Here is a 23049-nt window from a genome sequence, read left to right as displayed (position 1 = left end):
GTACTACTTTATTTAAAAACCCCGCACAGTTTTTAAATCTAATTTAAAATTTGAAATTCCTTGATAGCTGTTTCGTATAGGTTGTTTCCATCAGAATCAATAACCACGATTACTGGAAAATCCTCTACATAAAGCTTTCTAATAGCTTCAGCTCCAAGGTCGTCGTAACAAATCACTTTTGAAGATTTGATACATTTTGATAGAAGAGCACCAGCTCCTCCGACAGCTGCAAAATAAACAGCTTTGTTTCTAACTATGGCATCTACAACATCAGGATTTCTTTTACCCTTGCCAATCATTGCCTTCATTCCAAGGTCAAGAAGCTGTGGGGCGTATTTATCCATACGGCTTGCTGTAGTAGGACCTGCCGACCCGATTGGTCTTCCTTCCCTGGCTGGGGATGGTCCCATATAGTAGATTGTAGAATTTTCAATAGGTAATGGAAGTTCTTCTCCCTTATCAAGAGCTTCTTTCATCCGCTTGTGAGCGGCATCTCTAGCAACATATATCTCTCCTGTTATGTAGACATAATCACCTGAATGAAGTGATGTTGCTATTTCTGAAGTTATTGGAGTTTGAATTTTGTGCTCCATTAAATCTCCCTTGTAATATGCCTATTTACGTGGCAACAAATATTGATTGCCACTGGTAGTCCTGCAATGTGAGTTGCATATGTATTAATGTTTACTGCTAGAGCAGTAGTAGTACCACCGAGACCGCCTGGTCCAATGCCAAGATTATTAATCTTTTCAAGCATTTCATCCTCTAGGTCTTTCACCCATGGGGTTGATGGTCTATCGTCGAAGCTTCTTGTAAGTGCTTGTTTGGCCATGATGGCTGACTTTTCAAAAGTTCCACCTATGCCTACGCCAACAACCATTGGTGGACAGGCATTTGGCCCAGCATCTTTTACCGCCGTAAGAATAGCTTCTTTAACTCCCTCGATTCCATCAGCCGGCTTTAGCATGAAAACTCTACTCATGTTTTCAGAACCAAATCCTTTTGGTGCCAATGTAATCTTTAATTTGTCCCCAGCTACATAATCATAATGGATGACTGCTGGGGTATTATCTTTTGTGTTGATTCTTTCAATTGGATCTGAAACTACTGACTTTCTAAGGTATCCCTCTGTGTAACCTTTTCTAACGCCTTCGTTTATCGCATCCGTTAAAAGTCCATCGTCGATATGAACTTCCTGCCCAATCTCCACAAAAAATACTGCCATTCCAGTATCCTGGCAAATAGGAATCTGTTCCTTATCTGCTATTTCAAGATTTTCTTGAAGCTGGTTTAAAATTTTCTTTCCAAGCTCAGATTTTTCAGTGTTAACAGAATTTTTTAATCGTGAATTCATATCATCAGATAGATAATGATTCGCCTGAATACACATTTCACTAACGATGTTAACAATATCTGCTGTTTTAATGTTCTTCATCACTATATCCTGTTAATGCTTTAATTTATCGTCACTTTAAATGAGTAAAGCAATAAGATTTAAATAAAAAGGGCTGCTATTTTTTTAAATAACAGCCCCATTGCTATTACACACTTTTATGATTCGGTTGTTGAACCTTCATTTAATTCTTCAACCTCTTCCGCAAGTATTGTATCACTTTTTCTAACTTTTGCAATACTAATTAGCTTAGTATTTTCTTTTAGGTCGATTAATTTTACACCAGATGTGATTCGACTTAAAAGAGCAGTGCCGGCTACATTAATTCTAATAATGGTTCCAGCATCATTGATGAGCATTACTTCGTCGTCTTTCTCAACTGCCTTTGCTCCGATTAGGTTACCAGTCTTTTCTGTAATCTTGTAACACTTAACACCCTTACCACCACGGTGGATTGTGTTGAACTCAGTCATAAGAGTACATTTACCAAGACCATTTTCTGATACAGTCATAAGGCTTTCGCCCTGAGAAATAAGCTGCATTCCAATAATCATATCATCAGCTGCAAGGTTCATACCGATAACACCCATTGTTGCACGGCCTGTTGGACGAACCTCTGTCTCGCTAAAGCGGATTGCCTGACCATATTTTGTAACCATAATTACATCTTCATCACCATCTGTAAGCTTAACTTCAATAAGCATATCATCATCACGAAGTGTAATTGCTGTAAGACCATTCTTTCGAATGTTTTCGTATTCAGTTATCTTTGTCTTCTTAACAAATCCATCTGCAGTTGCCATGAATAAGTATTTATCTTCGCTGTAATCCTCAATAGGAATCATAGCTGTTACCTTTTCATCTGGCTGAAGCTGAAGGATATTAACTACCGCAATACCTCGGCTTGTTCTGCTGCTTTCTGGAATCTCGTATGCTTTGATTCTGTATACTCGACCCTTATTTGTAAAGAAGAGGAGATAGTCATGGGATGACATCATAAGCATTTCTACAACATAATCATCATCGATTGTATCCATGCCCTTGATTCCTTTACCACCTCTGTGCTGAGTCTTGAAGTTGTCTTCGTTCATACGCTTGATATAACCAAGCTTTGTGAAGGTAACAACTGTATTAGTAACAGGAATCATATCCTCCATATTGATATCGTACTCATCATATCCGATTGATGTACGTCTATCATCGCCATATTTATCAGCGATTTCTGTAATTTCAGTTTTGATTACTGAAAGAAGTACCTTTTCGTCTGAAAGAATAGCCTTCAATTTTCCAATTAATACCTGTAATTCATTGTATTCCTGCTGAATCTTGTCTCTTTCCAAACCTGTAAGAGCACGAAGACGCATATCAACAATGGCCTGAGCCTGAGCATCTGAAAGACCAAAACGATCCATCAATGTAGCTTTGGCTGTTGCTACATCAGCTGAATTACGAATAATCTGAATTACTTCATCGATATTATCGAGAGCAATAAGTAATCCCTCTAATATGTGAGCACGTTCCTCAGCTTTGTTGAGCTCGTACTTTGTACGACGAGTAACAACATCCTTCTGATGGTTAAGGTAATGTACAAGCATTTCCTTAAGGCTAAGAATCTTTGGCTGATTATCAACAAGTGCAAGCATGATAACACCGAAAGTATCCTGAAGCTGAGTGTGCTTATAAAGCTGATTTAAAATGATGTTTGGATTTACATCACGTCTAAGCTCGATACAGATTCTCATACCTTCACGAGATGACTCATCACGAAGATCTGTGATTCCATCAATTCTCTTATCTTTGTGAAGCTCTGCAATCTTTTCGATGAGTCGAGCTTTGTTAACCATGTATGGAAGCTCAGTAACAACAATTCTGTTTTTACCATTGTCCATTGGCTCGATTTCTGAAACAGCACGAACTCTGATTTTAGCACGACCTGTACGGTATGCTTCTTCAATTCCTGCCTTTCCAAGAATTACACCACCTGTTGGAAAATCTGGGCCCTTTACAATATCAAGAAGCTCATCAATTTCTGTATCTCTATCTTCTTCAATTTGGTTGTCGATGATTTTATTAACAGCACCAATTACCTCACGAAGATTGTGTGGTGGAATATTTGTTGCCATACCAACGGCGATACCAGTTGTACCATTAACAAGAAGATTAGGGTAGCGGGCTGGAAGAACTGTTGGCTCCTTTTCAGTTTCATCAAAGTTTGGCATGAAGTCTACGCCATCCATGTCAATATCTTTACCAAGAGTGAATTTTTCATCCTTGTAGTTGATACCAAACATTGTCATGGAAATCTTTGAGAGACGGGCCTCAGTGTATCGCATGGCAGCTGCGCCATCGCCATCCACAGATCCGAAGTTACCATGGCCATCTACTAGTGGATAACGTGTGTTCCATTCCTGTGCCATGTTGACAAGTGCACCATAAATAGAACTATCACCATGTGGGTGATATTTACCCATTGTATCACCGACAATACGAGCACATTTTCTGTGAGGCTTGTCAGGACCATTATTAAGCTCGATCATTGAAAAGAGAACTCTTCGCTGAACAGGCTTTAAACCGTCTCGTACATCTGGAAGAGCACGTGAGGCAATTACACTCATGGCATAATCGATGTATGAGGTTTCCATTGTTTGTTTCAGATCAACATCATGAATATTATCAAAAATTTTGTCGTCCATATTTTTCCTTCATTTTTGCTATCGGGGCTTGCCCCGAAATTTTTTAAGATTTAGATATCTAAGTTCTGTACGTATTTAGCGTTAGCTTCGATGAATTCACGTCTTGGCTCAACCTTGTCACCCATAAGAGTTGAGAATGTAACATTGATTTCTGAAGCATCTTCATCATCAATAACTACACGCTTAAGAATTCTCTTTTCAGGATCCATTGTTGTTTCCCAAAGCTGCTCAGCATCCATCTCACCAAGTCCTTTGTATCGCTGGATTTTGTTTGAGCTATCACGGCCAACTTCTGTAAGAATCTGATTTAATTCTTCATCAGAATATGCATACCAAACTTTTTTATTTCTCTCCAACTTGTAAAGTGGAGGAGTAGCAAGATATACATATCCCTGCTTAATAAGCTCTGGCATAAATCTGTAAAGGAATGTAAGCATAAGTGTTGCAATATGAGCACCATCAACATCGGCATCAGTCATAATAATGATTTTGTGATAACGAAGCTTTGAAATATCAAAGTCTTCATGAATACCTGTACCGAATGCTGTAATCATTGCCTTTATTTCGGCGTTGCTGTAAATTCTATCTTCACGGGCTTTTTCTACGTTAAGAATTTTTCCACGAAGTGGCAAAATAGCCTGTGTTGCACGGCTTCGAGCAGTTTTTGCTGAACCACCAGCGGAATCACCCTCTACTATAAAGATTTCGCAGTTCTTTGGATCCTTGTCTGAGCAATCTGCAAGCTTTCCAGGAAGTGACATTCCTTCAAGAGCTGTTTTTCTACGAGTAAGATCACGAGCCTTTCTAGCTGCTTCTCTTGCTCGCTGCGCAAGCATCGATTTTTCACAGATGCTTTTAGCAATTGTTGGATTCTGCTCAAGGAACCATGTAAGCTGTTCTGATACTATTGCATCGACAGCTCCACGAGCTTCAGAGTTTCCAAGCTTTTGCTTTGTCTGACCTTCAAACTGAGGCTCTTCAATCTTGATAGAAATAATTGCTGTAAGACCTTCTCGAATATCATCACCATCAAGCTGTGGATCTGAATCCTTTAAAATCTTGTAATCTCTAGCATATTTATTAAATACTTTTGTAAGAGCACCTCTGAAACCAGTAAGATGTGTACCACCTTCTGGAGTTACGATGTTATTAACGTAGCTGTAGGCCTGATCCTGATATCCATCATTGTGCTGCATAGCAACCTCAACGTAGATATTGTCCTTTGTACCTTCGCAATAAATAACCTCATCGTAAAGTGCTTCGTTTCCACGGTTGATATACTGAACAAATTCCTTGATACCACCTTCGTAGTGGAAGCTTTCCTCGTGTGGCTCATCACCTCTTTTGTCTGTAAGAGTGATGCGAAGTCCCTTTGTAAGGAACGCTGTCTCACGAAGTCTTACTTTAAGTGTCTTATAATCAAAAATTGTAGTTTCAAAAATTGTATCATCTGGAAGGAATGTTACCTTTGTTCCTGTTTCTTCAACAGGGCAAGTACCAATTTCTTTAAGAGGATACATTGTCTTTCCTCGTTCGTATCTCTGCTTAAAGATTTTTCCTTCACGCTTGATTTCTACTTCAACCCAATTTGAAAGGGCATTAACAACTGAAGCACCTACACCGTGAAGTCCACCTGATACCTTGTATCCGCCACCGCCGAACTTTCCTCCAGCATGAAGCACAGTAAATACAACCTCAACCGCAGGGATACCTGCCTTACTGTTAATTCCTGTAGGAATTCCTCGGCCATCATCGACTACTGTAATCGAATTGTCAGGATTAATTGTTACTTGAATATGAGTACAAAATCCAGCAAGTGCTTCATCAACAGCATTATCAACTATCTCATATACTAAATGATGAAGACCTCTTTCTGATGTAGATCCAATATACATACCAGGACGCTTACGAACTGCTTCAAGTCCTTCCAAAATCTGTATTTGGTCTGCACCGTACTCCTGATTTACTTCCTTACTCACCTGTGTTCCTCCGTTATTAATTCTATAGAACCATCTGTTACTTTATAAACTGTGTTTAGCAAAAATCTATTTTTTACAAATTCATCAAGACCTGTGCAGGTAATGATTGTTTGTGTATCAATTAAATTATCAAGCAAATCACTTTGACGATTTTTATCAAGCTCTGATAAAACATCATCTAAAAGTAATATTGGTTTATCATTTATTGTATTTTCAACTAATTTTATTTCTGAAAGCTTTAGCGAGAGAGCGCAGGTACGCTGCTGGCCTTGACTTCCAAATTTTCTAATATCAATTCCATCAACTGTAATTTTGATATCATCCCTGTGAGGTCCAACAGAGGTTTGACAAAATCTCATGTCCTTTTCTTTATTTTTGACTAATTCGTCAAGAAAGAATATGTCCTCTATATTTGGATCATAGGTCACTTCAATATTTTCTTTACCAGAAGTAATCTTTGAGTGGATATCTTTAACAATAATGTTGATATCATTGATAAATTGCTGACGTCTTGTGATTATCTTTTTGCCGTAGGATATAAGTTGTTCATCCCAAAGGCTTAAAGTTTCTTTTAATTCTGGCTTATAAATCATCTCTTTAAGTAGAGCATTTCTTTGATTTAATGCTTTGTTGTAATTTGTCAAATCTGAAAGATAGATTTTATCAATTTGGCAAAGCTCAGCATCCATAAATTTTCTTCTCTCTGAAGGACCATTTTTAATGATGTTTAAGTCCTCAGGAGAAAAGAAAATAATATTTATAAGTCCAAATAACTCAGCTGCTTTTTTTATTGGAACTCTATTAATAGCAATTCCTTTTGATTTATTTTTCTTAAGGTGAATATCGATTTGATATTCCCTGTCATTTTTTTCAACAATAGTTTTGATATGACTTTCATCAGTATCAAACTTTATTATTTCTTTATCACGACTTCCCTTATGGGATTTTGTGGTGCCACTTAAATAAGCAGCCTCTAATATGTTTGTTTTACCTTGAGCGTTATCTCCATAAAGAATAGTAGTATGATCATCAAAATTTATATTAAGTGATTCATAATTTCTAAAATTCTTAAGTTCAATGGATTTAATTATCATTAGTAACTGTTACGCTTTCTCCATTAAATTCAACAACATCGCCAGGATAAATTTTCTTGCCTCGACGAGTTTCTACTTCGCCATTATATTTAACAAGACCTTCCTCAATAACTTCCTTTGCCATTGCACCTGATTCAACAAGATTTGCAAGCTTAAGAAGCTGGCCAAGTTTTATAAATTCATCTCTAATTTGAATAGTTTCCATTAGTTTGCTCCTGGATTATTAAAGTTTACAGGAAGAACGATGTAAATAAATGAACCATTATCATCCTTGATGAAACATGGGCTCTTTGCATTTAACATGTAAAGATTTATTTCTTCATCGTCTATTACCTTAAGGGCATCGATAACAAACTTTGGATTAAATCCAATCATGATATCTTTTCCCTCTTTTACAATATCAATATCTTCATTCATTGATCCAATAAATGATGAAATTGAAAGTGACATTGTATTGTTTGTTGCATTTACAATAATTGGCTTCTTGTCACCTTCGTTAACAAGAATAGTTGCTCTATCAATACAATCAAAGAATTCTCTTTTATTTATTTTAATTTTTGTTTCATAATCAGCTGAAAGCATCTGCTCAATTTTGAAGTATTCTCCTTCAATGATACGAGATACAACAGTAGTCTGATCAAATTCAAAAATGATGTGGTTATCAGTAACAAAAATATTTACTTCATCATCAATACCACCATCAATGATTTTTACAATTTCATTAAGTGTCTTCTTTGGAACTACCACCTTTACATCAGGTGCATCATTCTTTAATTCTACGTTTCTAATAGAAACTCTATGACCATCAAGTGCTACTACTTTAAGCTTATTATCTTTAATTTCAATAAGCTCACCAGTCATCATTTTATTATTATCATTATCAGCAACAGAGAAGATTGTCTGTCTGATGATATCTCTTAATGTAAGCTGTGATAAAACGATTGGCTGATTTCTAGGAATTACAGGAATATAAGAAAAGTCTTCTCCAGATTTTCCTACAATATCAAATTTAGCTTTTTCACATGTGATAGATGTTTTAAATGAAGAATCTGTTTCTATAGTAACTTCATTTTCAGGAAGCTTTCTTACAATCTCAGAAAACTTTTTAGCATCAAGAGCAATGATACCTCTTTCTAAAATGTTTCCATTAACAATAGTTTCAATTCCTATTTCCATATCATTAGCAGTAAGTTTTATTTCACCAGAAGATGCATCAATAAGAATACATTCAAGTATTGCCATTGTAGTTCTGGTTGGTACTGCCTTTGATACGATATTAACTCCTTTAACAAGGTCAGCTTTTTGACAAGTAATTTTCATTTGATACGCTCCCTTTCTTAAACATAAAAAATAAATAACTTTTATTCTAAGTATTATTCTTATAGGTTGTTGATTTGTATATAACTGTGAAACACCAGTATTTATACGTAAAACATGAATTAATAACTCATGAAAAAATGTGAATTATGTATTGATAATGTATGGATAAATTGTGAATAAAAAATGTCTAAATTTTCAAATATTAACCGTTATGTGATGTAATAAACATGGTTTTAACAATTTATCCAAAGGGTTATCAACAAGTTATTAACATTAATTAGGATTAATCTTTTTCTTAATTGTTTCTACAAGGTTTCTTGTATTTTCATCTTTATCTATTTCATCTTCGATTTTATTTGCACCGTGGATGATTGTTGAATGATCTCTTCCTCCAAGAAGAAGACCAATTGCCTGTAAAGATGAATCTGTCATTGTGTTACATAAGTACATGGCAATTTGTCTAGGTCTAACTACAGAACTAGAACGGTTTTTAGATGCCATCTGATCAACTGTAATATTAAAATGCTCAGCAACAACTTCTATTATAAGCTGCGGAGTAATTTCTCTTGAAACATTAGGAGAGATGAAGTTTTGTAATTCTCTCTCAGCAATATCCATTGTAATATCAATCTTTTCAAGTCGTGAGAAAGCAATAAGCTTGTTAAGGGCTCCTTCGATTTCTCTAATGTTTGATTGAATATTTTCTGCAATATATTTTCTAATTGATTCATCAAGATTAAAGTTCTTTTCTTCAATCTTTTTATTAAGAATGGCCATACGTGTTTCATAATCTGGATATCCAATATCAGCCATAAGACCCATATCGAATCTTGATTTGAAACGATCATCTAATGTCTCCATGTCCTTTGGAGGTTTATCAGATGAAATTACGATTTGTTTACCCATTGCATGTAATGCATTGAAGGTATGGAAAAATTCTTCCTGTGTCGATTCCTTTCCTATAATAAATTGAATATCATCTACCATAAGAACATCAACTGTACGATATTTATCGCGGAAGCGCTGCATAGCAGTAGCATTATTGTTTGTTCTAAGGTTTTCAATAACCTCGTTAGTAAATTCTTCTGATGTTACATATAATATGTGAGTGTTTGGATTTTGATTTTCGATGTAATTACCAATAGCTTGCATTAAGTGAGTTTTACCAAGACCTGGTCCACCGTAGATATATAGTGGGTTGTAAAATTCTCCTGGTGATTCAGCAACTGCAAGAGCTGCAGTTTGAGCAAATCTATTATTTCTACCAACGACAAAATTATCAAAAGTAAACTTAGGATTAATAGTAGAATTTCCCATTCTTTTTTCTTCAAAAGAAGGTGTTTCTTCTATTTTAATGTGTTCAATATTTTTTTCTTTTTTGATTTGGTTTGCATTGTCTTGAGATATAACTAAGATGTCATCATATTGAATTCCAGTAAGTTCTGCGATTGTTATACGAAGTGGAGTAGTAAACTTTCTGGTTACATAACCAAGTGTCATACTGTTTTGATCACCGTTATAGATGATATATAATTTATTATCTTCTATTTGAAATAATTCTAGAGGTTTAAGCCAAGAATCATAAGATACATCAGTGACTTTATACTCATTTTTTAAGTAGTCTAGGATTTCATCCCATTTTTTAACAAGTTCTTCCATATAATTTCCCTTTTATCCACATTTAAACTATTTTATATTCTACCCTAAATACGGCTTTTATTCAATAATTAGTGTAAAAACGTGTAGGGGGTAGTTTAAAGGCTAAAATGGCTTATTTTTTGAATTTGAGCGTTTAAAATTGATATTGTGAGTTATCCACAGTTATAGAAGAGAGTTTTCCACAATTTTAGCCTTTAAAATTCATATATTTTTCTGTTTTTTGTGGAAAAATGTTAATTATTACTATTTTATCCACATGGTTATCCACAGTATGTAGATAAATAATAATTTTTTTTTTACGATTTTATACTACATTTAGTATTGTTTATTTTAGATTTCATTTATATCTTGTGTTTTTTAGTTATCCACATTCTTTCATTATTATAATAATGCTTTTTATTATTGACTTTATGGGCTTTTCCTTATATAATTTCAACTGATGTTTTCTCATAAAGAGGAGGTGGATATATTATGAAGATGACATATCAACCAAAAAAGAGACAGAGATCCAAAGTTCATGGATTTAGATCTAGAATGAGCACAGCAGGCGGACGTAAGGTTCTTGCTGCAAGACGTGCAAAAGGAAGAAAGAAATTATCAGCTTAGGCCACAGACCATGTGGTCTTTCTTTCTATTTTAAGGAAAATTTTTGTTATGGAATTTAGTGAATCTCTAAAAAAGAATAAAGACTTCACAACTGTATACAGAAGAGGTGTGTCAAAAGCTAATCGACAGCTTGTAATGTATATCTACCATAATAATACAGATCGAAATCGAATTGGAATTTCTGTTAGTAAAAAGGTTGGAAATTCAGTAGTACGACATCATTTGACGAGACTGATAAGAGAAAGTTATAGACTTAATGAAGAGATGTTCAATAGTGGTTTGGACATTGTAGTCGTTGCAAGAGAAGCCAGTGCATCTGCAACTTTTGATGAAATACAAAAATCTTTACTTCATCTTGCAAATCTTCACAGGGTAACTCGAAAATAAATGGAATCGTCGTTTCTATTATGTTGAAGAAGATATTTATATATTTAATTAAGTTTTATCAAAAATATATTTCTCCAATGAAAACTACCAAGTGTCCTTATTATCCAACATGCTCTTGCTACGGCCTTGAAGCAGTTCAAAAGTATGGGGCTATTAAAGGCGGTGGATTAGCTCTTTGGAGAATTATCAGATGTAATCCTTTTTCTCATGGTGGATTTGATCCGGTTCCATAGTAACTGGAGGTTTTACATTGAGCGATTTATTTCTTACCGCTTACGGTGGATCTATTCTTGGACCTATTGCTAAGGTTTTAGGATGGATTATGGATAAGATTTATGTTCTTCTTGCTGGTTTAGGTATTGAAAACATAGCTCTTACAATCCTTATTTTTACTATTCTTATTTATGTTTGTATGTTTCCTATTACATACAAACAGCAAAAGTTTGCAGTACTTACTCGTAAGATGCAGCCTGAGATGAAGGCTATTCAGGATAAGTACAAAGGTTCTAGAGACCAGGCAACTATGCAAAAGCAGCAGGAAGAGACACAGGCTTTATATGATAAGTATGGCATTTCACCTACTGGTAGCTGTGTTTACATGTTAATTCAGATGCCTATTCTTTTTGCACTTTATAGAGTTTTCTATAATGTACCTGCTTATATTGGTTCTGTTAAGAACATTTTTACAGAATTAGTTAATGGTATTGTAGCTACTGATGGTTTTGCTACTACAATGCAGACTATCTATGATGATGCTGGAATCAGATTACAGCAGACACCTGAATTTGCATCTGCAGATTCTGATGCTGTTTCTAACTTTATCGTTGATGTATTGTATAAGCTTCCTGCTTCAGGATGGGCTGAGGTTGCTGATAAGTTTCCTAGCTTATCTTCATCAATCGATTCTGTTGTTGCAAAGCTTGAGCAGATTAACTATTTATTCATTTTAAATATTTCTGATACACCACTTAACCTTGTTAAGACTGGTTGGGCTGGAAAAGATTTTGGTTTAATCATTGCTGCTTTAATGGTTCCACTTCTTTCATATCTTTCACAGCTTGCTACAATTAAGCTTATGCCTACAAACACTGAGGGACAATCAGATCAGATGGCACAGCAGATGAAGACAATGAATCTTATGATGCCTTTAATGTCTCTTTTCATTGGTTTTACTGTTCCTGTTGGTCTTGTATTTTACTGGATTGTCGGTGGTGTAGTTCGTATTACACAGCAGTACTTCTTAAATAAGCATTTTGAGAAGATTGATCTTGAAAGTATTATTGAAAAGAATAAGGATAAAGCAGCTGCAAAGGCTGAAAAGCGTGGCATTCGTCAGGCTCAGATTTATGAAGCAGCTCGCATGTCTACAAAGTCTTCTTCTATGGCTGACAAGGCAAACCTTGTAAAAAATAATGAAGAAGCAATAAATGCAGCTAATGAGTTAAGATCAAAAGCTAATCCTAATTCACTTGCTGCAAAAGCAAATCTTGTAAAAGATTTCAATGAACAAAATAATAAGTAAGGGGGCAATAATCTTGGAATTCAAAGAATTTACAGGTAAAACTGTTGATGATGCACTTACTAATGCTACTGTTAGTTTAGGTGTTACATCTGATCAGATTAAATATGAAGTAGTTGAAGAGGGAAGTACAGGTTTCCTTGGAATTGGTTCAAAGGATGCAATTATTAAAGTTGTTATTTCTGCTGATGAAGATCCAAAGGAAGTTGCTAAGGAATTTCTTGAAGGAGTTTTCGAAGCAATGCAGCTTGAAGTTAATATTTCAATGTCATTTGATGAAGAAGATAAAACTCTTTCTATTGATTTAGCTGGTCCAGAGATGGGTGTTTTAATTGGTAAGCGTGGACAGACACTTGATTCACTTCAGTATCTTACAAATCTTGCAGTTAATCGTTCATCAGAAAATTATACTAGAGTAAAAATCGATACAGAAGATTATAGACGTCGTAGAAAAGAAACTCTTGAAAATCTTGCAAGAAATATGGCAAGCAAAGTTAAGAGAACAAAGAAGTCTGTTACTCTTGAAGCTATGAATCCTTATGAGAGACGCATTATTCATTCTGCTCTTCAGAACGATAATAATGTTACAACTCATTCAGAGGGTGAAGAGCCATATCGTTATGTAGTTATTACTCTTAAGAAATAATTTTTGATTTTTTTAGGGTTAGTCTTTTTATTTGGACTAACCCTTCTCTTTGTTTTTAAAAGAATCTAGATAAATATTATTTTAAATAGTATTTTATAATTAAGTGTTATTTATAATTATATTTATTGATTTAATTTGGAGGTTTGATTTGTACCAGTCAGATACTATTGCTGCAATCGCTACATCTTTGAATAGTTCTGGAATAGGTATCATTCGTGTAAGTGGCGAAGATTCTATTTCTATTGTAGACACTATTTTTCGAGGTAAGAATAAATTAAAAGATTGCGATAGTCATACAATTCAATATGGTCATATTTATTCTGGTGATGAGATAGTAGATGAAGTACTTGTACTTATCATGAAAGCTCCTCGTAGTTATACTACTGAGGATGTTGTTGAAATAGATTGTCATGGTGGCATTTTAGTTCTTAAAAAAGTTTTATCTCTTTTGGTTAAAGCTGGAGCACGTATTGCTGAACCAGGTGAGTTTACAAAGAGAGCTTTTTTGAACGGACGTATTGATTTATCAGAAGCAGAGTCTATTATGGATTTGATTTCTTCAAATTCAGAGCTTGCTATGAAAAATTCTATTAAGCAGCTTTCTGGTTCTTTAAATAAAATTATTGTTAGTCTACGCGATAAGATTTTATATGAAACTGCTTTTATTGAGTCAGCATTAGATGATCCAGAGCATTATGATTTAACTGGCTATCCGGAAAAACTTAAAGGCAAGGTTGAAGAAATTATTGATACTGTCGATGGATTAATAGATTCATTTAATTCTGGTCATATTTTAAAAGAAGGTATCAATACTCTTATTCTTGGAAAACCAAATGCAGGAAAATCTTCTTTGCTCAATACTTTATCAAGAAGAGAGAGAGCAATTGTTACAGATATTCCTGGCACCACTCGTGATACTTTGGAAGAGCAGATTACTATCAATGGTGTTAGTTTAAATATCATTGATACAGCTGGTATTCGTGAAACAGATGATGTGGTAGAAAAGATTGGTGTTGATAAAGCAATTGATTCTATTGATGATGCAGATTTAATTTTATTTGTATTGGACTCTTCAAGACCTCTTGATGAAAATGATGAGTTCATTATCAATAAAATTTTGGATAAAAAAGTCATTATTTTATTAAATAAATCCGACCTCTCATCAGTAATTAACGAGGAAGAAATATACAATAAATATAATAAATGCGTTATTTCATTCTCGTCAGTAAGCCTTGATGGACTTAAGACTCTTGAATCTACTATTACTGATATGTTCTTTAATGGTGAGGTTCGCAGTGATGATACTTTATACATTACAAACTCTCGTCAGGCTGCTTGTCTTTCTAATGCAAAGAGTAGTTTAGAAAATGTACTTACAAGTATCGATAATATGATGCCAGAAGATTTCTTTTCTATTGATTTGATGGATGCCTATAGTTATTTAGGTGAAATTACTGGTGAAACAATTGATGATGATTTAGCTAATAAAATTTTCTCAGAATTTTGTATGGGAAAATAATTATTAAAATCGAGCTTTGCGATGATTTTAATAATTACAAAACTGCCCATCGCCAAAGGCGATTATAATTGGCAGTTTTTCATTATTTTATGTAAGGAGTAATAAAATGTCTGTAGTTGAAGAATCCTATGATGTAGTTGTTATAGGTGCAGGTCATGCTGGCTGTGAAGCAGCTCTTGCATCAGCACGAATGGGATTAAATACAATTTGTTTTACTGTTAGCATGGATTCAGTTGCTTTAATGCCATGCAACCCTAATATTGGTGGTAGTTCAAAGGGTCATCTTGTCAGAGAGTTGGATGCACTTGGTGGACAGATGGGTATCAATATTGATCATACATTTATTCAATCAAAGATGCTCAATTCTTCTAAGGGACCTGCTGTTCATTCACTTAGAGCTCAGGCTGATAAAAGTGCTTATTCTCTTAGAATGAGAAAGACAATGCAGGATACTGATAATCTTACACTTAGACAGGCTGAAGTTACTGAACTTATTATGGATGGTAAAAAGGTTGCTGGTGTTAAGACTTTATCTGGAGCTATTTATCATGCAAGAGCAGTAGTTATTTGTACAGGTACATATCTTAGAGCTAGATGTTTGTACGGAGATGTAATTGAACATACTGGTCCTAATGGTTTAAAGGCAGCTAACCATTTAACTCAATCATTATTGAATAATAATGTAGAAATGAACCGCTTTAAGACCGGTACTCCGGCAAGAGTTGATAGTCGTTCTATTGATTATTCTAAGATGGAAATCCAGCTTGGTGATAATCCTGTTGTTCCATTTTCATTTAGTACCAATAGAGAAGATGTTCAGATTGAACAGGTTCCATGTTATCTTACTTATACTAATGAAAAGACTCATGAAATTATTAGAGCTAATCTTGATAGATCGCCAATGTATTCTGGTGTAATTGAAGGAACTGGTCCAAGATACTGTCCAAGTATTGAAGATAAGGTAGTTCGTTTTGCTGATAAGAATAGACATCAGCTTTTTGTAGAGCCAGAAGGTCTTAATACAAATGAGATGTATATTGGTGGCATGAGTTCATCAATGCCAGAGGATGTTCAGTACGCTATGTACCATACAGTTCCTGGTCTTGAAAATTGTAAAATTGTTCGTAACGCATATGCGATAGAATATGATTGTATTAAAGCAACTCAGTTAAAAGCATCACTTGAGTTTAAGGATATTGATGGTCTTTTTGCTGCTGGTCAGTTTAATGGTAGTAGCGGATACGAGGAGGCTGCGGCTCAGGGATTAGTTGCAGGTATCAATGCAGCGTTAAAATTACTTGGAAAAGAACCAATGATTCTTGATAGATCTAATTCATATATTGGTGTTCTTATTGATGACCTTGTTACAAAGGAAACTAAGGAACCATATCGTATGATGACATCAAGAGCAGAGTATAGACTACTACTTAGGCAGGATAATGCAGATTTACGCCTCTCTAAAATTGGTTACGAGGTAGGTTTATTACCTAAAGATAGGTATGATCATGTGGTAGAAAAAGAGCGTCAAATCGAAGAAGAGGTTGCTCGAGTTAAAGAAATCAATATTGGTGCTAGAAAAGAAGTACAAGCTCTACTTGAATCATATGGAAGTATTCCTCTTTCAAATGGTATTAAGCTAGTAGATTTGATTAGACGTCCAGAGCTTGATTATGACAAGCTTGCTCCTATTGATCCAGATAGACCAGAGCTATCTGATGAGGTAAGAGAAGAGGTTAATATTTACATCAAGTATGAAGGATATCTTACAAGACAGGCTAAGCAAGTTGCTCAGTTCAAAAAGCTTGAGTCAAAGATGATTCCTTCAGATATCGATTATGATGATGTTTCTAGTTTAAGAATTGAAGCTCGTCAAAAACTTACAAAACTTAGACCAGCTAACATTGGACAGGCATCAAGAATCTCTGGTGTAAGTCCTGCAGATATCTCAGTACTTTTAGTTTATTTGGAAACTTATAAGAGTAAAGAAAAATAATCGGTCTGTTTTAAGGGTACTTCTATATACCCTCAAAACAATACAATTTTTTATTATAGGAGATTTATGAGTAGAGATTATTCATATTTGAAGAATACAATTATTGATTGGAATCTTACTTTAGATGATAATCAAATTAATCAACTAGATTTATTCTATGAAATGTTAGTTGAAAAAAATAAGGTAATGAATCTTACTGCTATTACAGAGTTTGATGAAGTTATTGTAAAGCATTTTGCTGATAGTTTATCTATAGGTAAAGTTATGCCATCAAACATTAATACAGTATGTGACCTTGGAACAGGAGCAGGTTTTCCAGGTATACCTATGGCTATTGCTTATCCTAATATTCAATTTACATTGATTGATTCTTTAAATAAAAGAATCAAATTTCTTCAAGAAGTAGTAGATGCATTAGGATTAAAGAATGTTACTCTTATTCATGCAAGAGCAGAAGAGGCTGGTAGAAACAAACTATACAGAGAGCAGTTTGATTTAGTTGTTTCTAGAGCAGTTGCTAATATTAGTACATTATCCGAGTACTGTTTACCATTAGTAAAACTCAATGGATATTTTATTAGTTTTAAATCAGGTGATATAAAAAAAGAGGTATCTTTATCTGAAAATGCTATTCAAAAATTAGGTGGCTCTATGGAAGAACCTATATATTTTTCTCTTCCTGATACTGATATTAGTAGATCATTTATTATTATTGATAAGAAAAAATCTACACCTAAGGCTTATCCTAGAAAAGCTGGTACTCCTAGTAAGGAACCTTTAAAGTAATATTTTCACATGAAACATTAATATGGGGGATGATTTATGGTAAATGACTTCCTAAAAAAATATCAGGAAGAACTTATTTCTGAAAAAATACAGTTAAAAGAAGATATGGATTTATTAGAAACTAAGATAAAAGAAGAAAAAAAGTTTCTTAATGTATTAGAAGAGTCTAATGAGTCTTATTTTGTTGAGTTTACTCCAAGAGATATTAATGCAAAAAATAATGAAAAGGCTGCAGAAATTCGTCAAATTCTTTCTGAATTAGAATCTCAAATGAGTAATAAAACAAAAAAAATGAAGTTTTACGATAGTAGATTAGTAGAGATTAATGCTCTTATTAATAATACTGCAGTTATAAATCGACCATCTGATTCTAATAATCAAGTTATAGTTGAAAATAATATTGATGATAATATTAAAAATCAGCTTAATTCTATTAAAGATATTATCGTTTTAGATCCTTATAGAGCAAAAATTGAATTGGAAAATTTAATTTCTAATCTATAAAATAGTTACTAAAACTACATATAGAAAATGTTTCACGTGAAACATTTTCTATATGTAAGGATATTAAACACAAAATATTGTATAAGGATTTTTGAATCAACTTCTATATATTGCTATTTTTATAAATAATGTTTCACGTGAAACATTTCTAAAAGATATATAATTTATCAATATCTAGTAAACAAACATCAATATATTGCAAACCAAAACAAAAATTCTTGGTAGAATTGAATATATTGGAATGATATAATTTTACTGTTCACAAATTTAAATACTAAACTATAAAAGAGGGAGACAATAAATGAAGAGAGTAATTGCAATAGCCAACCAGAAGGGTGGAGTTGGTAAAACTACTACAAGTATTAACCTTTCAGCATGTTTAGCTGAAGCAGGTAAAAAGGTTCTTGTTATAGACACTGATCCACAGGGAAATGCAACAAGTGGACTTGGTCTTGATAAGGATGAATGTGAGAATACTGTTTATGACTTAGTTCTTGATCAATGTAGTATTAAAGAATGTATGTATAAGGTGGAAAATATTCCAAACCTTACTATTATTCCTTCAAATGTAGACTTGGCCGGAGCGGAGATAGAGCTTCTTGGTATTAATGAAAAGGAATATATTCTTAGAAATGCAGTTGACTATGTAAAGGATGACTTCGATTATGTAATTATTGATTGTCCACCATCTTTGAATATGTTAACTATTAATGCTATGACAACTGCAGACTCTGTACTTGTACCAATTCAGTGTGAGTATTACGCACTTGAAGGTATTAGCCAGTTGATTCATACAATCGACCTTGTTCAGCAGAGACTTAATTCAAAGCTTAAAATTGATGGCGTTGTATTTACAATGTACGATAAGAGAACAAATCTTTCTTCTGATGTTGTTGATACAGTTAAGAATAATCTTAATGCAAAAGTATATCAGACAATCATTCCTAGAAATGTAAGACTTGCAGAAGCTCCATCTCATGGACTTCCAATTAACTTATATGATGAGAAGTCTGCTGGTGCAGAAAGCTATCGTAATCTTGCAAAAGAAATCATTGGAAGAAAGGATTTATAATTATGGCAGCTAAAAAGGGAGGATTAGGTAAGGGACTTGATTCCCTTATTGTTAATAAGAACGAGGGTGTAGTAGTAGCAAACCCAGAACAGCACGGTGCTCCAGTTGAAGTAGAAATTGATAAGGTTGAACCAAACAAGCTTCAGCCTAGAAAAAACTTTGACGAAGATAAGCTACAGGACTTAGCAGAAAATATTAAAATTCATGGAATTATCAATCCACTTCTTGTTCAGGATAGAGGTTCATATTATGAGTTAATCGGTGGCGAGCGTAGATGGAGAGCTGCTAGAATCGCTGGTCTTAAGAAAGTACCAGTTATCATTATGAATCTTAGTGAGCAGGAATTCGTAGAGATTTCCCTCATTGATAATATTCAGCGTGAACAGCTAAACCCAATCGAAGAAGCTATGGCTTTTGCTAGACTTATAGATGAGTTTAAGCTTAAGCAGGATGAAGTAGCAGAGCGAGTTTCAAAGAGCCGCACTACTATTACAAATGCTCTTAGATTATTGAAGCTTGATAAGCGTGTTCAGGATATGATTGTAGATGATAAGCTTACAACAGGTCATGCTAGAGCAATGCTTGCAATCACAGATTTGGATAAGCAGTATGAATTCGCTGAGAGAGCATTCGATGAAAAAATGTCAGTTCGTGATGTAGAGCGTGAGGTAAAGAAGCTCTTAAACGACAAGGCTGATAAAAAATCTAAGGCTGCTGGTCTTGATCCTCAGCTTGCTGCTGTATATCAGCAGACACAGGAAAAGCTTAAGGGCGTTCTTGGAACAAAAGTATTTATCAATGCAAAAGATAATAAGTCAGGTAAGCTTGAAATCGAGTATTATTCTCAGGATGAGCTTAACAGAATCGTTGATTTACTTGAATCTATAAAATAAACATACGTTCGATTGGAGAAATAATAATGATAGAACAATATCTTGGAATTAGTACAGACTACATCGTAATAGGACTTGCAGCACTAGTTCTGATAATGACAATACTTTTAATTGTATTTATCGTGCAAATGCATAAGCTTAAAAAGAGATATAAAATCTTTATGCAGGGTAGCGATGCAAAATCATTAGAAGATACACTTATTTACAGATTAGAGCAGGTAGATGAGCTTATAGAAGCAAATGCTAGCAATGAAAGAAATATTGATGCAATTTTCAAAAATATGAAGGATTGCTTCCAAAAAATTGGTCTCGTTAAATACGATGCATTTAACGAGATGGGTGGAAAGCTTAGCTTTTCACTTTGCATGCTTAATGAGAAAAACTCTGGTTATATTATTAATGCGATGCATTCAAGAGAGGGTTGCTACACTTATGTTAAGGAGATTATAGATGGCAATTCTATAATTCAACTTGCAGAAGAAGAGGAGCAGGCTCTTAATCAAGCTTTAAATGTTTAATGGACGGTATATGATGCATAAATTTTTACCAGCAATTGGATTTAGTAAACTTAATAAAGAAACACTGAATAATCTTATTCAAGAAATAATTCTTCGACCTGATTACCAGGAGTCTGCAATAGATCTCGAAGGTAATCAGTTTGTTGAGCTTAGATATATGGTGGCAGACAATGTTGGACTTGTTTTGCGCGGAATCTATAACGATAATGATGAATTTATATTAGATTACTATTATCCAACTTATCTTGGTGAGAGTATATCATCCAATAATGAAGTGGATGTAATAAAGCAATCTGATAAAGAATGCTATCATGTTATGGTAGATGAAGTTAGATTAGGAGTTAATCTGATTTTTCATCTCCAAAACATGGGAGAGTATCTAAGAAGAAATACTGCAAATAGCAAGGGTGTCAAGCGTGATATAAGATTAGCTGCTTTATCATTGGAAGGAAAGGTTATTCTTCCTCTTTACGATAATGAAAAAAGTCGAATAAAAGAGAAAATGAATAACAAAAAACGCATTGATCTTGTAGAGCAGGCTAGAGAGGGGAATGAAGAAGCTCTCGAAAGCCTTACCATGGATGAAATTGATTTATATCAGCGTATTACAAGAAGAGTTTCAAGAGAAGACATTCTCAGTGTTGTTACAAGCTTTTTTATGCCTTACGGAATAGAGAATGACAAATACGAGATTATGGGTGACATTCTTGATGTTAAATCTGTTGTAAATCATCTCACAATGGAGGAATTATATCTGCTTGTAGTAGAAAGTAACGATGTAGTTCTTGAAGTGTGCATAAACAAGAATAATTTATATGGAGAACCTACAATAGGACGCCGTTTTAAAGGCATTATTTGGCTACAGGGAACTGTTGATTTTTCTTAAGCTTTAGATTAAAATCAAATAGTTGTCGCGTTTGAGTAGCTCAGCTGGATAGAGCGTCCGCCTCCTAAGCGGAAGGTAAAGGCCTAAAAACCGCGTAAATATGGGAAATTTGAGAAGCTCAAGTGAGTGAGTTTGAGTGAGTAAAACTAAATAAGGATAACAGAGAATACATAGTATTCTTTTGTTTATAAGTCCACGTAGCTCAGCTGGATAGAGCACCGCCCTCCTAAGGCGGGTGTCGGAGGTTCGAATCCTCTCGTGGACGCTGTGAGGAGCCTATTAGGGCTCCTCTTTATTTTGTGTTAGACGCTCTTTTATATCGTTTAGCTTTCTTTTGTCAGTCAAAGAATAGTGTGCTTCATTGGTCTGAACTTCATGTCCTAAGATTAGGGCTCTGTCAGAAGCAGAAAAGCCCATTTCAATCAGCCTTGAATTAAAAGCCATACGAAAAGCATGATTATTAGTCGGTACACAGCCAAGTCTCTTGCAACGTTTCCTAAGGTTGTGCACATACCCATCGGTTGGAACCATATTGGAGCAGTTTGTATCATGAAAAAGATATTGTGATTCACCTGGAATAGCCATCGCTAGGCTAATCACACGTCTTGCATCCTCTGTTATTGGAATAAATCTTCCATTATGAGGATGCATGCGCTCATCTTTGGTGTATCCAACCTCAATCAGTCTGTTATGATCACCTTCAGATTCTTTTATCTGCTGTCTGTGAACATGGATAAAATCATCCCCGATATCCTCAACATGCAATGCAGAAAGCTCTCCAGCTCTCATACCGGTTTCCTTGGCAAGAAGTGACATTAAAACTCTAGGATTGTCCAGATACTTATTAGCATCTTCCGTTATCAAGGCAAGTTCTTCACTTGAAAATGCTTTTTCCTCATCAGTCTTGGTATGCTGGTCACACTGCTTGTAATAATCCTGAGCTTCTATATAACGAACCGGATTATCAAAGCATAGTTTCTTCTTAATACCATATTCAAAGACAGCACCTAGAGATTGAATCATTCTTTTAATAAAGGCTGGCTTAGGATTATTGGGAAGAAGCTCAGTAACAATAAATCTTCTGATATCTTCATCAGTGATTTTATTGATATCCATTTCAAGAAGCGCCTTTGATACATGCTTAAAACGGGTTCGGTCAGTAATAATAGTTTTATCACGCCGATTTAAGCAGTTCTTCTTATAGTCCATAAACAGTTCAAAGACCTGTTCCAGAGTTTTTACCTTATTTTCCTCTTCATAATAGAAATCATATAGCTTTTCTATAAGCTTATCTTCTGTACTGGATGTGATCTCCTTTCTTTTTGAATCAACATACACGTAAGTCTTATAACATCCGTTTTTCCAGCTCTTGCTTGGAGGTAACTGGAAAATTGCTCTGGAATGTTTTGACTTTACATAGTTACGTTTCGCCTCTGTAATCATTTCATTTACCTTGGCGCTTTCCATACCACAGCTAAATAATAGCTGTAAATCCCTCGGACGTAAAGTAGTATTATCATCAAGAATGATTGGTCTATCGTCTTTAATATTTTGTAAATTCAATAGTTTGTCTCCTTTTATA

At 34.5% G+C, this 23049-nt stretch carries 22 protein-coding genes and 1 tRNA gene; 14 read left to right on the top strand and 9 right to left on the bottom strand.

The annotated features are described in order from the left end of the window. Positions 1–38: 38 nt before the first annotated feature. The 8 genes from E7274_RS10135 to dnaA all read right to left on the bottom strand — a co-directional run bounded on the left by E7274_RS10135 (position 39) and on the right by dnaA (position 10138). Entirely contained in the window at positions 39–593 is a 555-nt protein-coding gene (locus tag E7274_RS10135) for a Fe-S-containing hydro-lyase (protein WP_304175702.1), read from the bottom strand. Then, positions 593–1435 carry a fumarate hydratase gene (locus E7274_RS10130; RefSeq protein WP_304175700.1) on the bottom strand — a complete coding sequence of 281 codons (843 nt, stop codon included), beginning with the start codon at positions 1433–1435 and terminating at the stop codon, positions 593–595. Before E7274_RS10130 ends, E7274_RS10135 begins: the two co-directional genes overlap by 1 nt. A 116-nt stretch (positions 1436–1551) precedes the next feature. Continuing rightward, positions 1552–4086: a DNA gyrase subunit A gene (gene gyrA, locus E7274_RS10125; RefSeq protein WP_304175698.1), complete on the bottom strand. Its 2535-nt coding sequence runs from the start codon at positions 4084–4086 to the stop codon at positions 1552–1554. Between the two features lie 50 nt (positions 4087–4136). After that, complete coding sequence (gyrB, locus tag E7274_RS10120; protein WP_304175696.1) at positions 4137–6065, bottom strand: DNA topoisomerase (ATP-hydrolyzing) subunit B; 1929 nt, start codon at positions 6063–6065, stop codon at positions 4137–4139. Then, positions 6062–7159 carry a DNA replication/repair protein RecF gene (recF, locus tag E7274_RS10115; protein WP_304175694.1) on the bottom strand — a complete coding sequence of 366 codons (1098 nt, stop codon included), beginning with the start codon at positions 7157–7159 and terminating at the stop codon, positions 6062–6064. The genes gyrB and recF overlap by 4 nt, the downstream gene beginning before the upstream one ends. Further along, entirely contained in the window at positions 7149–7364 is a 216-nt protein-coding gene (yaaA, locus tag E7274_RS10110) for a S4 domain-containing protein YaaA (RefSeq protein ID WP_033152527.1), read from the bottom strand. Before yaaA ends, recF begins: the two co-directional genes overlap by 11 nt. Continuing rightward, positions 7364–8479, bottom strand: coding sequence for a DNA polymerase III subunit beta (gene dnaN / locus E7274_RS10105; RefSeq protein ID WP_033152526.1), 1116 nt, complete (start codon positions 8477–8479; stop codon positions 7364–7366). Before dnaN ends, yaaA begins: the two co-directional genes overlap by 1 nt. Positions 8480–8752: 273 nt before the next feature. Continuing rightward, positions 8753–10138 (bottom strand): chromosomal replication initiator protein DnaA, encoded by a 1386-nt coding sequence (gene dnaA, locus E7274_RS10100; protein ID WP_033152525.1) that lies wholly within the window; start codon positions 10136–10138, stop codon positions 8753–8755. 471 nt (positions 10139–10609) lie between these two features. On the opposite strand from dnaA, the gene rpmH reads away from it, so the two are divergent. From rpmH to E7274_RS10030, 14 genes are all read left to right on the top strand, one after another. Beyond that, positions 10610–10744, top strand: coding sequence for a 50S ribosomal protein L34 (rpmH, locus tag E7274_RS10095; RefSeq protein ID WP_015550658.1), 135 nt, complete (start codon positions 10610–10612; stop codon positions 10742–10744). Between the two features lie 48 nt (positions 10745–10792). Next, positions 10793–11131: a ribonuclease P protein component gene (rnpA, locus tag E7274_RS10090; RefSeq protein WP_044939259.1), complete on the top strand. Its 339-nt coding sequence runs from the start codon at positions 10793–10795 to the stop codon at positions 11129–11131. 20 nt (positions 11132–11151) lie between these two features. Next, positions 11152–11364, top strand: coding sequence for a membrane protein insertion efficiency factor YidD (gene yidD, locus E7274_RS10085; RefSeq protein ID WP_090395199.1), 213 nt, complete (start codon positions 11152–11154; stop codon positions 11362–11364). A 17-nt stretch (positions 11365–11381) separates the two neighbouring features. Next, complete coding sequence (locus E7274_RS10080; RefSeq protein ID WP_304175692.1) at positions 11382–12653, top strand: YidC/Oxa1 family membrane protein insertase; 1272 nt, start codon at positions 11382–11384, stop codon at positions 12651–12653. Between the two features lie 13 nt (positions 12654–12666). Further along, positions 12667–13296 (top strand): RNA-binding cell elongation regulator Jag/EloR, encoded by a 630-nt coding sequence (jag, locus tag E7274_RS10075; RefSeq protein WP_304175690.1) that lies wholly within the window; start codon positions 12667–12669, stop codon positions 13294–13296. 148 nt (positions 13297–13444) lie between these two features. Then, positions 13445–14815: a tRNA uridine-5-carboxymethylaminomethyl(34) synthesis GTPase MnmE gene (gene mnmE / locus E7274_RS10070; protein ID WP_304175688.1), complete on the top strand. Its 1371-nt coding sequence runs from the start codon at positions 13445–13447 to the stop codon at positions 14813–14815. A 106-nt stretch (positions 14816–14921) separates the two neighbouring features. Continuing rightward, positions 14922–16808, top strand: a complete 1887-nt coding sequence (mnmG, locus tag E7274_RS10065) for a tRNA uridine-5-carboxymethylaminomethyl(34) synthesis enzyme MnmG (RefSeq protein ID WP_304175686.1) — start codon at positions 14922–14924, stop codon at positions 16806–16808. Between the two features lie 66 nt (positions 16809–16874). Continuing rightward, the gene (rsmG, locus tag E7274_RS10060; protein WP_304175684.1) at positions 16875–17594 is read left to right on the top strand and encodes a 16S rRNA (guanine(527)-N(7))-methyltransferase RsmG; all 720 of its coding nucleotides are present in this window, start codon (positions 16875–16877) and stop codon (positions 17592–17594) included. A gap of 36 nt (positions 17595–17630) precedes the next feature. Beyond that, positions 17631–18098, top strand: a complete 468-nt coding sequence (locus tag E7274_RS10055) for a hypothetical protein (RefSeq protein WP_304175683.1) — start codon at positions 17631–17633, stop codon at positions 18096–18098. Positions 18099–18399: 301 nt separating this feature from the next. After that, positions 18400–19170 carry a ParA family protein gene (locus E7274_RS10050; RefSeq protein WP_304175681.1) on the top strand — a complete coding sequence of 257 codons (771 nt, stop codon included), beginning with the start codon at positions 18400–18402 and terminating at the stop codon, positions 19168–19170. 2 nt (positions 19171–19172) lie between these two features. Further along, the gene (locus E7274_RS10045; RefSeq protein WP_033152514.1) at positions 19173–20063 is read left to right on the top strand and encodes a ParB/RepB/Spo0J family partition protein; all 891 of its coding nucleotides are present in this window, start codon (positions 19173–19175) and stop codon (positions 20061–20063) included. 26 nt (positions 20064–20089) lie between these two features. Next, positions 20090–20581 (top strand): DUF4446 family protein, encoded by a 492-nt coding sequence (locus E7274_RS10040; RefSeq protein WP_304175678.1) that lies wholly within the window; start codon positions 20090–20092, stop codon positions 20579–20581. Between the two features lie 10 nt (positions 20582–20591). After that, complete coding sequence (locus E7274_RS10035; protein WP_304175676.1) at positions 20592–21467, top strand: DUF3881 family protein; 876 nt, start codon at positions 20592–20594, stop codon at positions 21465–21467. A gap of 191 nt (positions 21468–21658) precedes the next feature. Next, a tRNA-Arg gene (locus E7274_RS10030) sits at positions 21659–21732 on the top strand. A gap of 14 nt (positions 21733–21746) precedes the next feature. Here E7274_RS10030 and E7274_RS10025 read toward each other — a convergent pair. Then, positions 21747–23030 carry a tyrosine-type recombinase/integrase gene (locus E7274_RS10025; protein ID WP_304175675.1) on the bottom strand — a complete coding sequence of 428 codons (1284 nt, stop codon included), beginning with the start codon at positions 23028–23030 and terminating at the stop codon, positions 21747–21749. Positions 23031–23049: the final 19 nt, after the last annotated feature.

The sequence above is a fragment of the Pseudobutyrivibrio ruminis genome (assembly GCF_015057245.1).
In the GTDB taxonomy this organism is placed as follows: Bacteria; Bacillota; Clostridia; order Lachnospirales; family Lachnospiraceae; genus Pseudobutyrivibrio; species Pseudobutyrivibrio ruminis_E.
Note: the sequence above shows the minus strand (reverse complement) of the source record. Positions and strands in the feature narration are given on the sequence as shown.

Coding starts and splice junctions, on each gene's coding strand:
- gyrA (WP_304175698.1), bottom strand. CDS start 4,086: ATGGACGACAAAATTTTTGATAATATTCATGATGTTGATCTGAAACAA.
- E7274_RS10055 (WP_304175683.1), top strand. CDS start 17,631: ATGGTAAATGACTTCCTAAAAAAATATCAGGAAGAACTTATTTCTGAA.
- recF (WP_304175694.1), bottom strand. CDS start 7,159: ATGATAATTAAATCCATTGAACTTAAGAATTTTAGAAATTATGAATCA.
- mnmG (WP_304175686.1), top strand. CDS start 14,922: ATGTCTGTAGTTGAAGAATCCTATGATGTAGTTGTTATAGGTGCAGGT.
- E7274_RS10035 (WP_304175676.1), top strand. CDS start 20,592: ATGATGCATAAATTTTTACCAGCAATTGGATTTAGTAAACTTAATAAA.
- E7274_RS10045 (WP_033152514.1), top strand. CDS start 19,173: ATGGCAGCTAAAAAGGGAGGATTAGGTAAGGGACTTGATTCCCTTATT.
- dnaA (WP_033152525.1), bottom strand. CDS start 10,138: ATGGAAGAACTTGTTAAAAAATGGGATGAAATCCTAGACTACTTAAAA.
- E7274_RS10130 (WP_304175700.1), bottom strand. CDS start 1,435: ATGAAGAACATTAAAACAGCAGATATTGTTAACATCGTTAGTGAAATG.
- E7274_RS10050 (WP_304175681.1), top strand. CDS start 18,400: ATGAAGAGAGTAATTGCAATAGCCAACCAGAAGGGTGGAGTTGGTAAA.
- rnpA (WP_044939259.1), top strand. CDS start 10,793: ATGGAATTTAGTGAATCTCTAAAAAAGAATAAAGACTTCACAACTGTA.
- rpmH (WP_015550658.1), top strand. CDS start 10,610: ATGAAGATGACATATCAACCAAAAAAGAGACAGAGATCCAAAGTTCAT.
- rsmG (WP_304175684.1), top strand. CDS start 16,875: ATGAGTAGAGATTATTCATATTTGAAGAATACAATTATTGATTGGAAT.
- yidD (WP_090395199.1), top strand. CDS start 11,152: ATGTTGAAGAAGATATTTATATATTTAATTAAGTTTTATCAAAAATAT.
- yaaA (WP_033152527.1), bottom strand. CDS start 7,364: ATGGAAACTATTCAAATTAGAGATGAATTTATAAAACTTGGCCAGCTT.
- E7274_RS10135 (WP_304175702.1), bottom strand. CDS start 593: ATGGAGCACAAAATTCAAACTCCAATAACTTCAGAAATAGCAACATCA.
- E7274_RS10040 (WP_304175678.1), top strand. CDS start 20,090: ATGATAGAACAATATCTTGGAATTAGTACAGACTACATCGTAATAGGA.
- dnaN (WP_033152526.1), bottom strand. CDS start 8,479: ATGAAAATTACTTGTCAAAAAGCTGACCTTGTTAAAGGAGTTAATATC.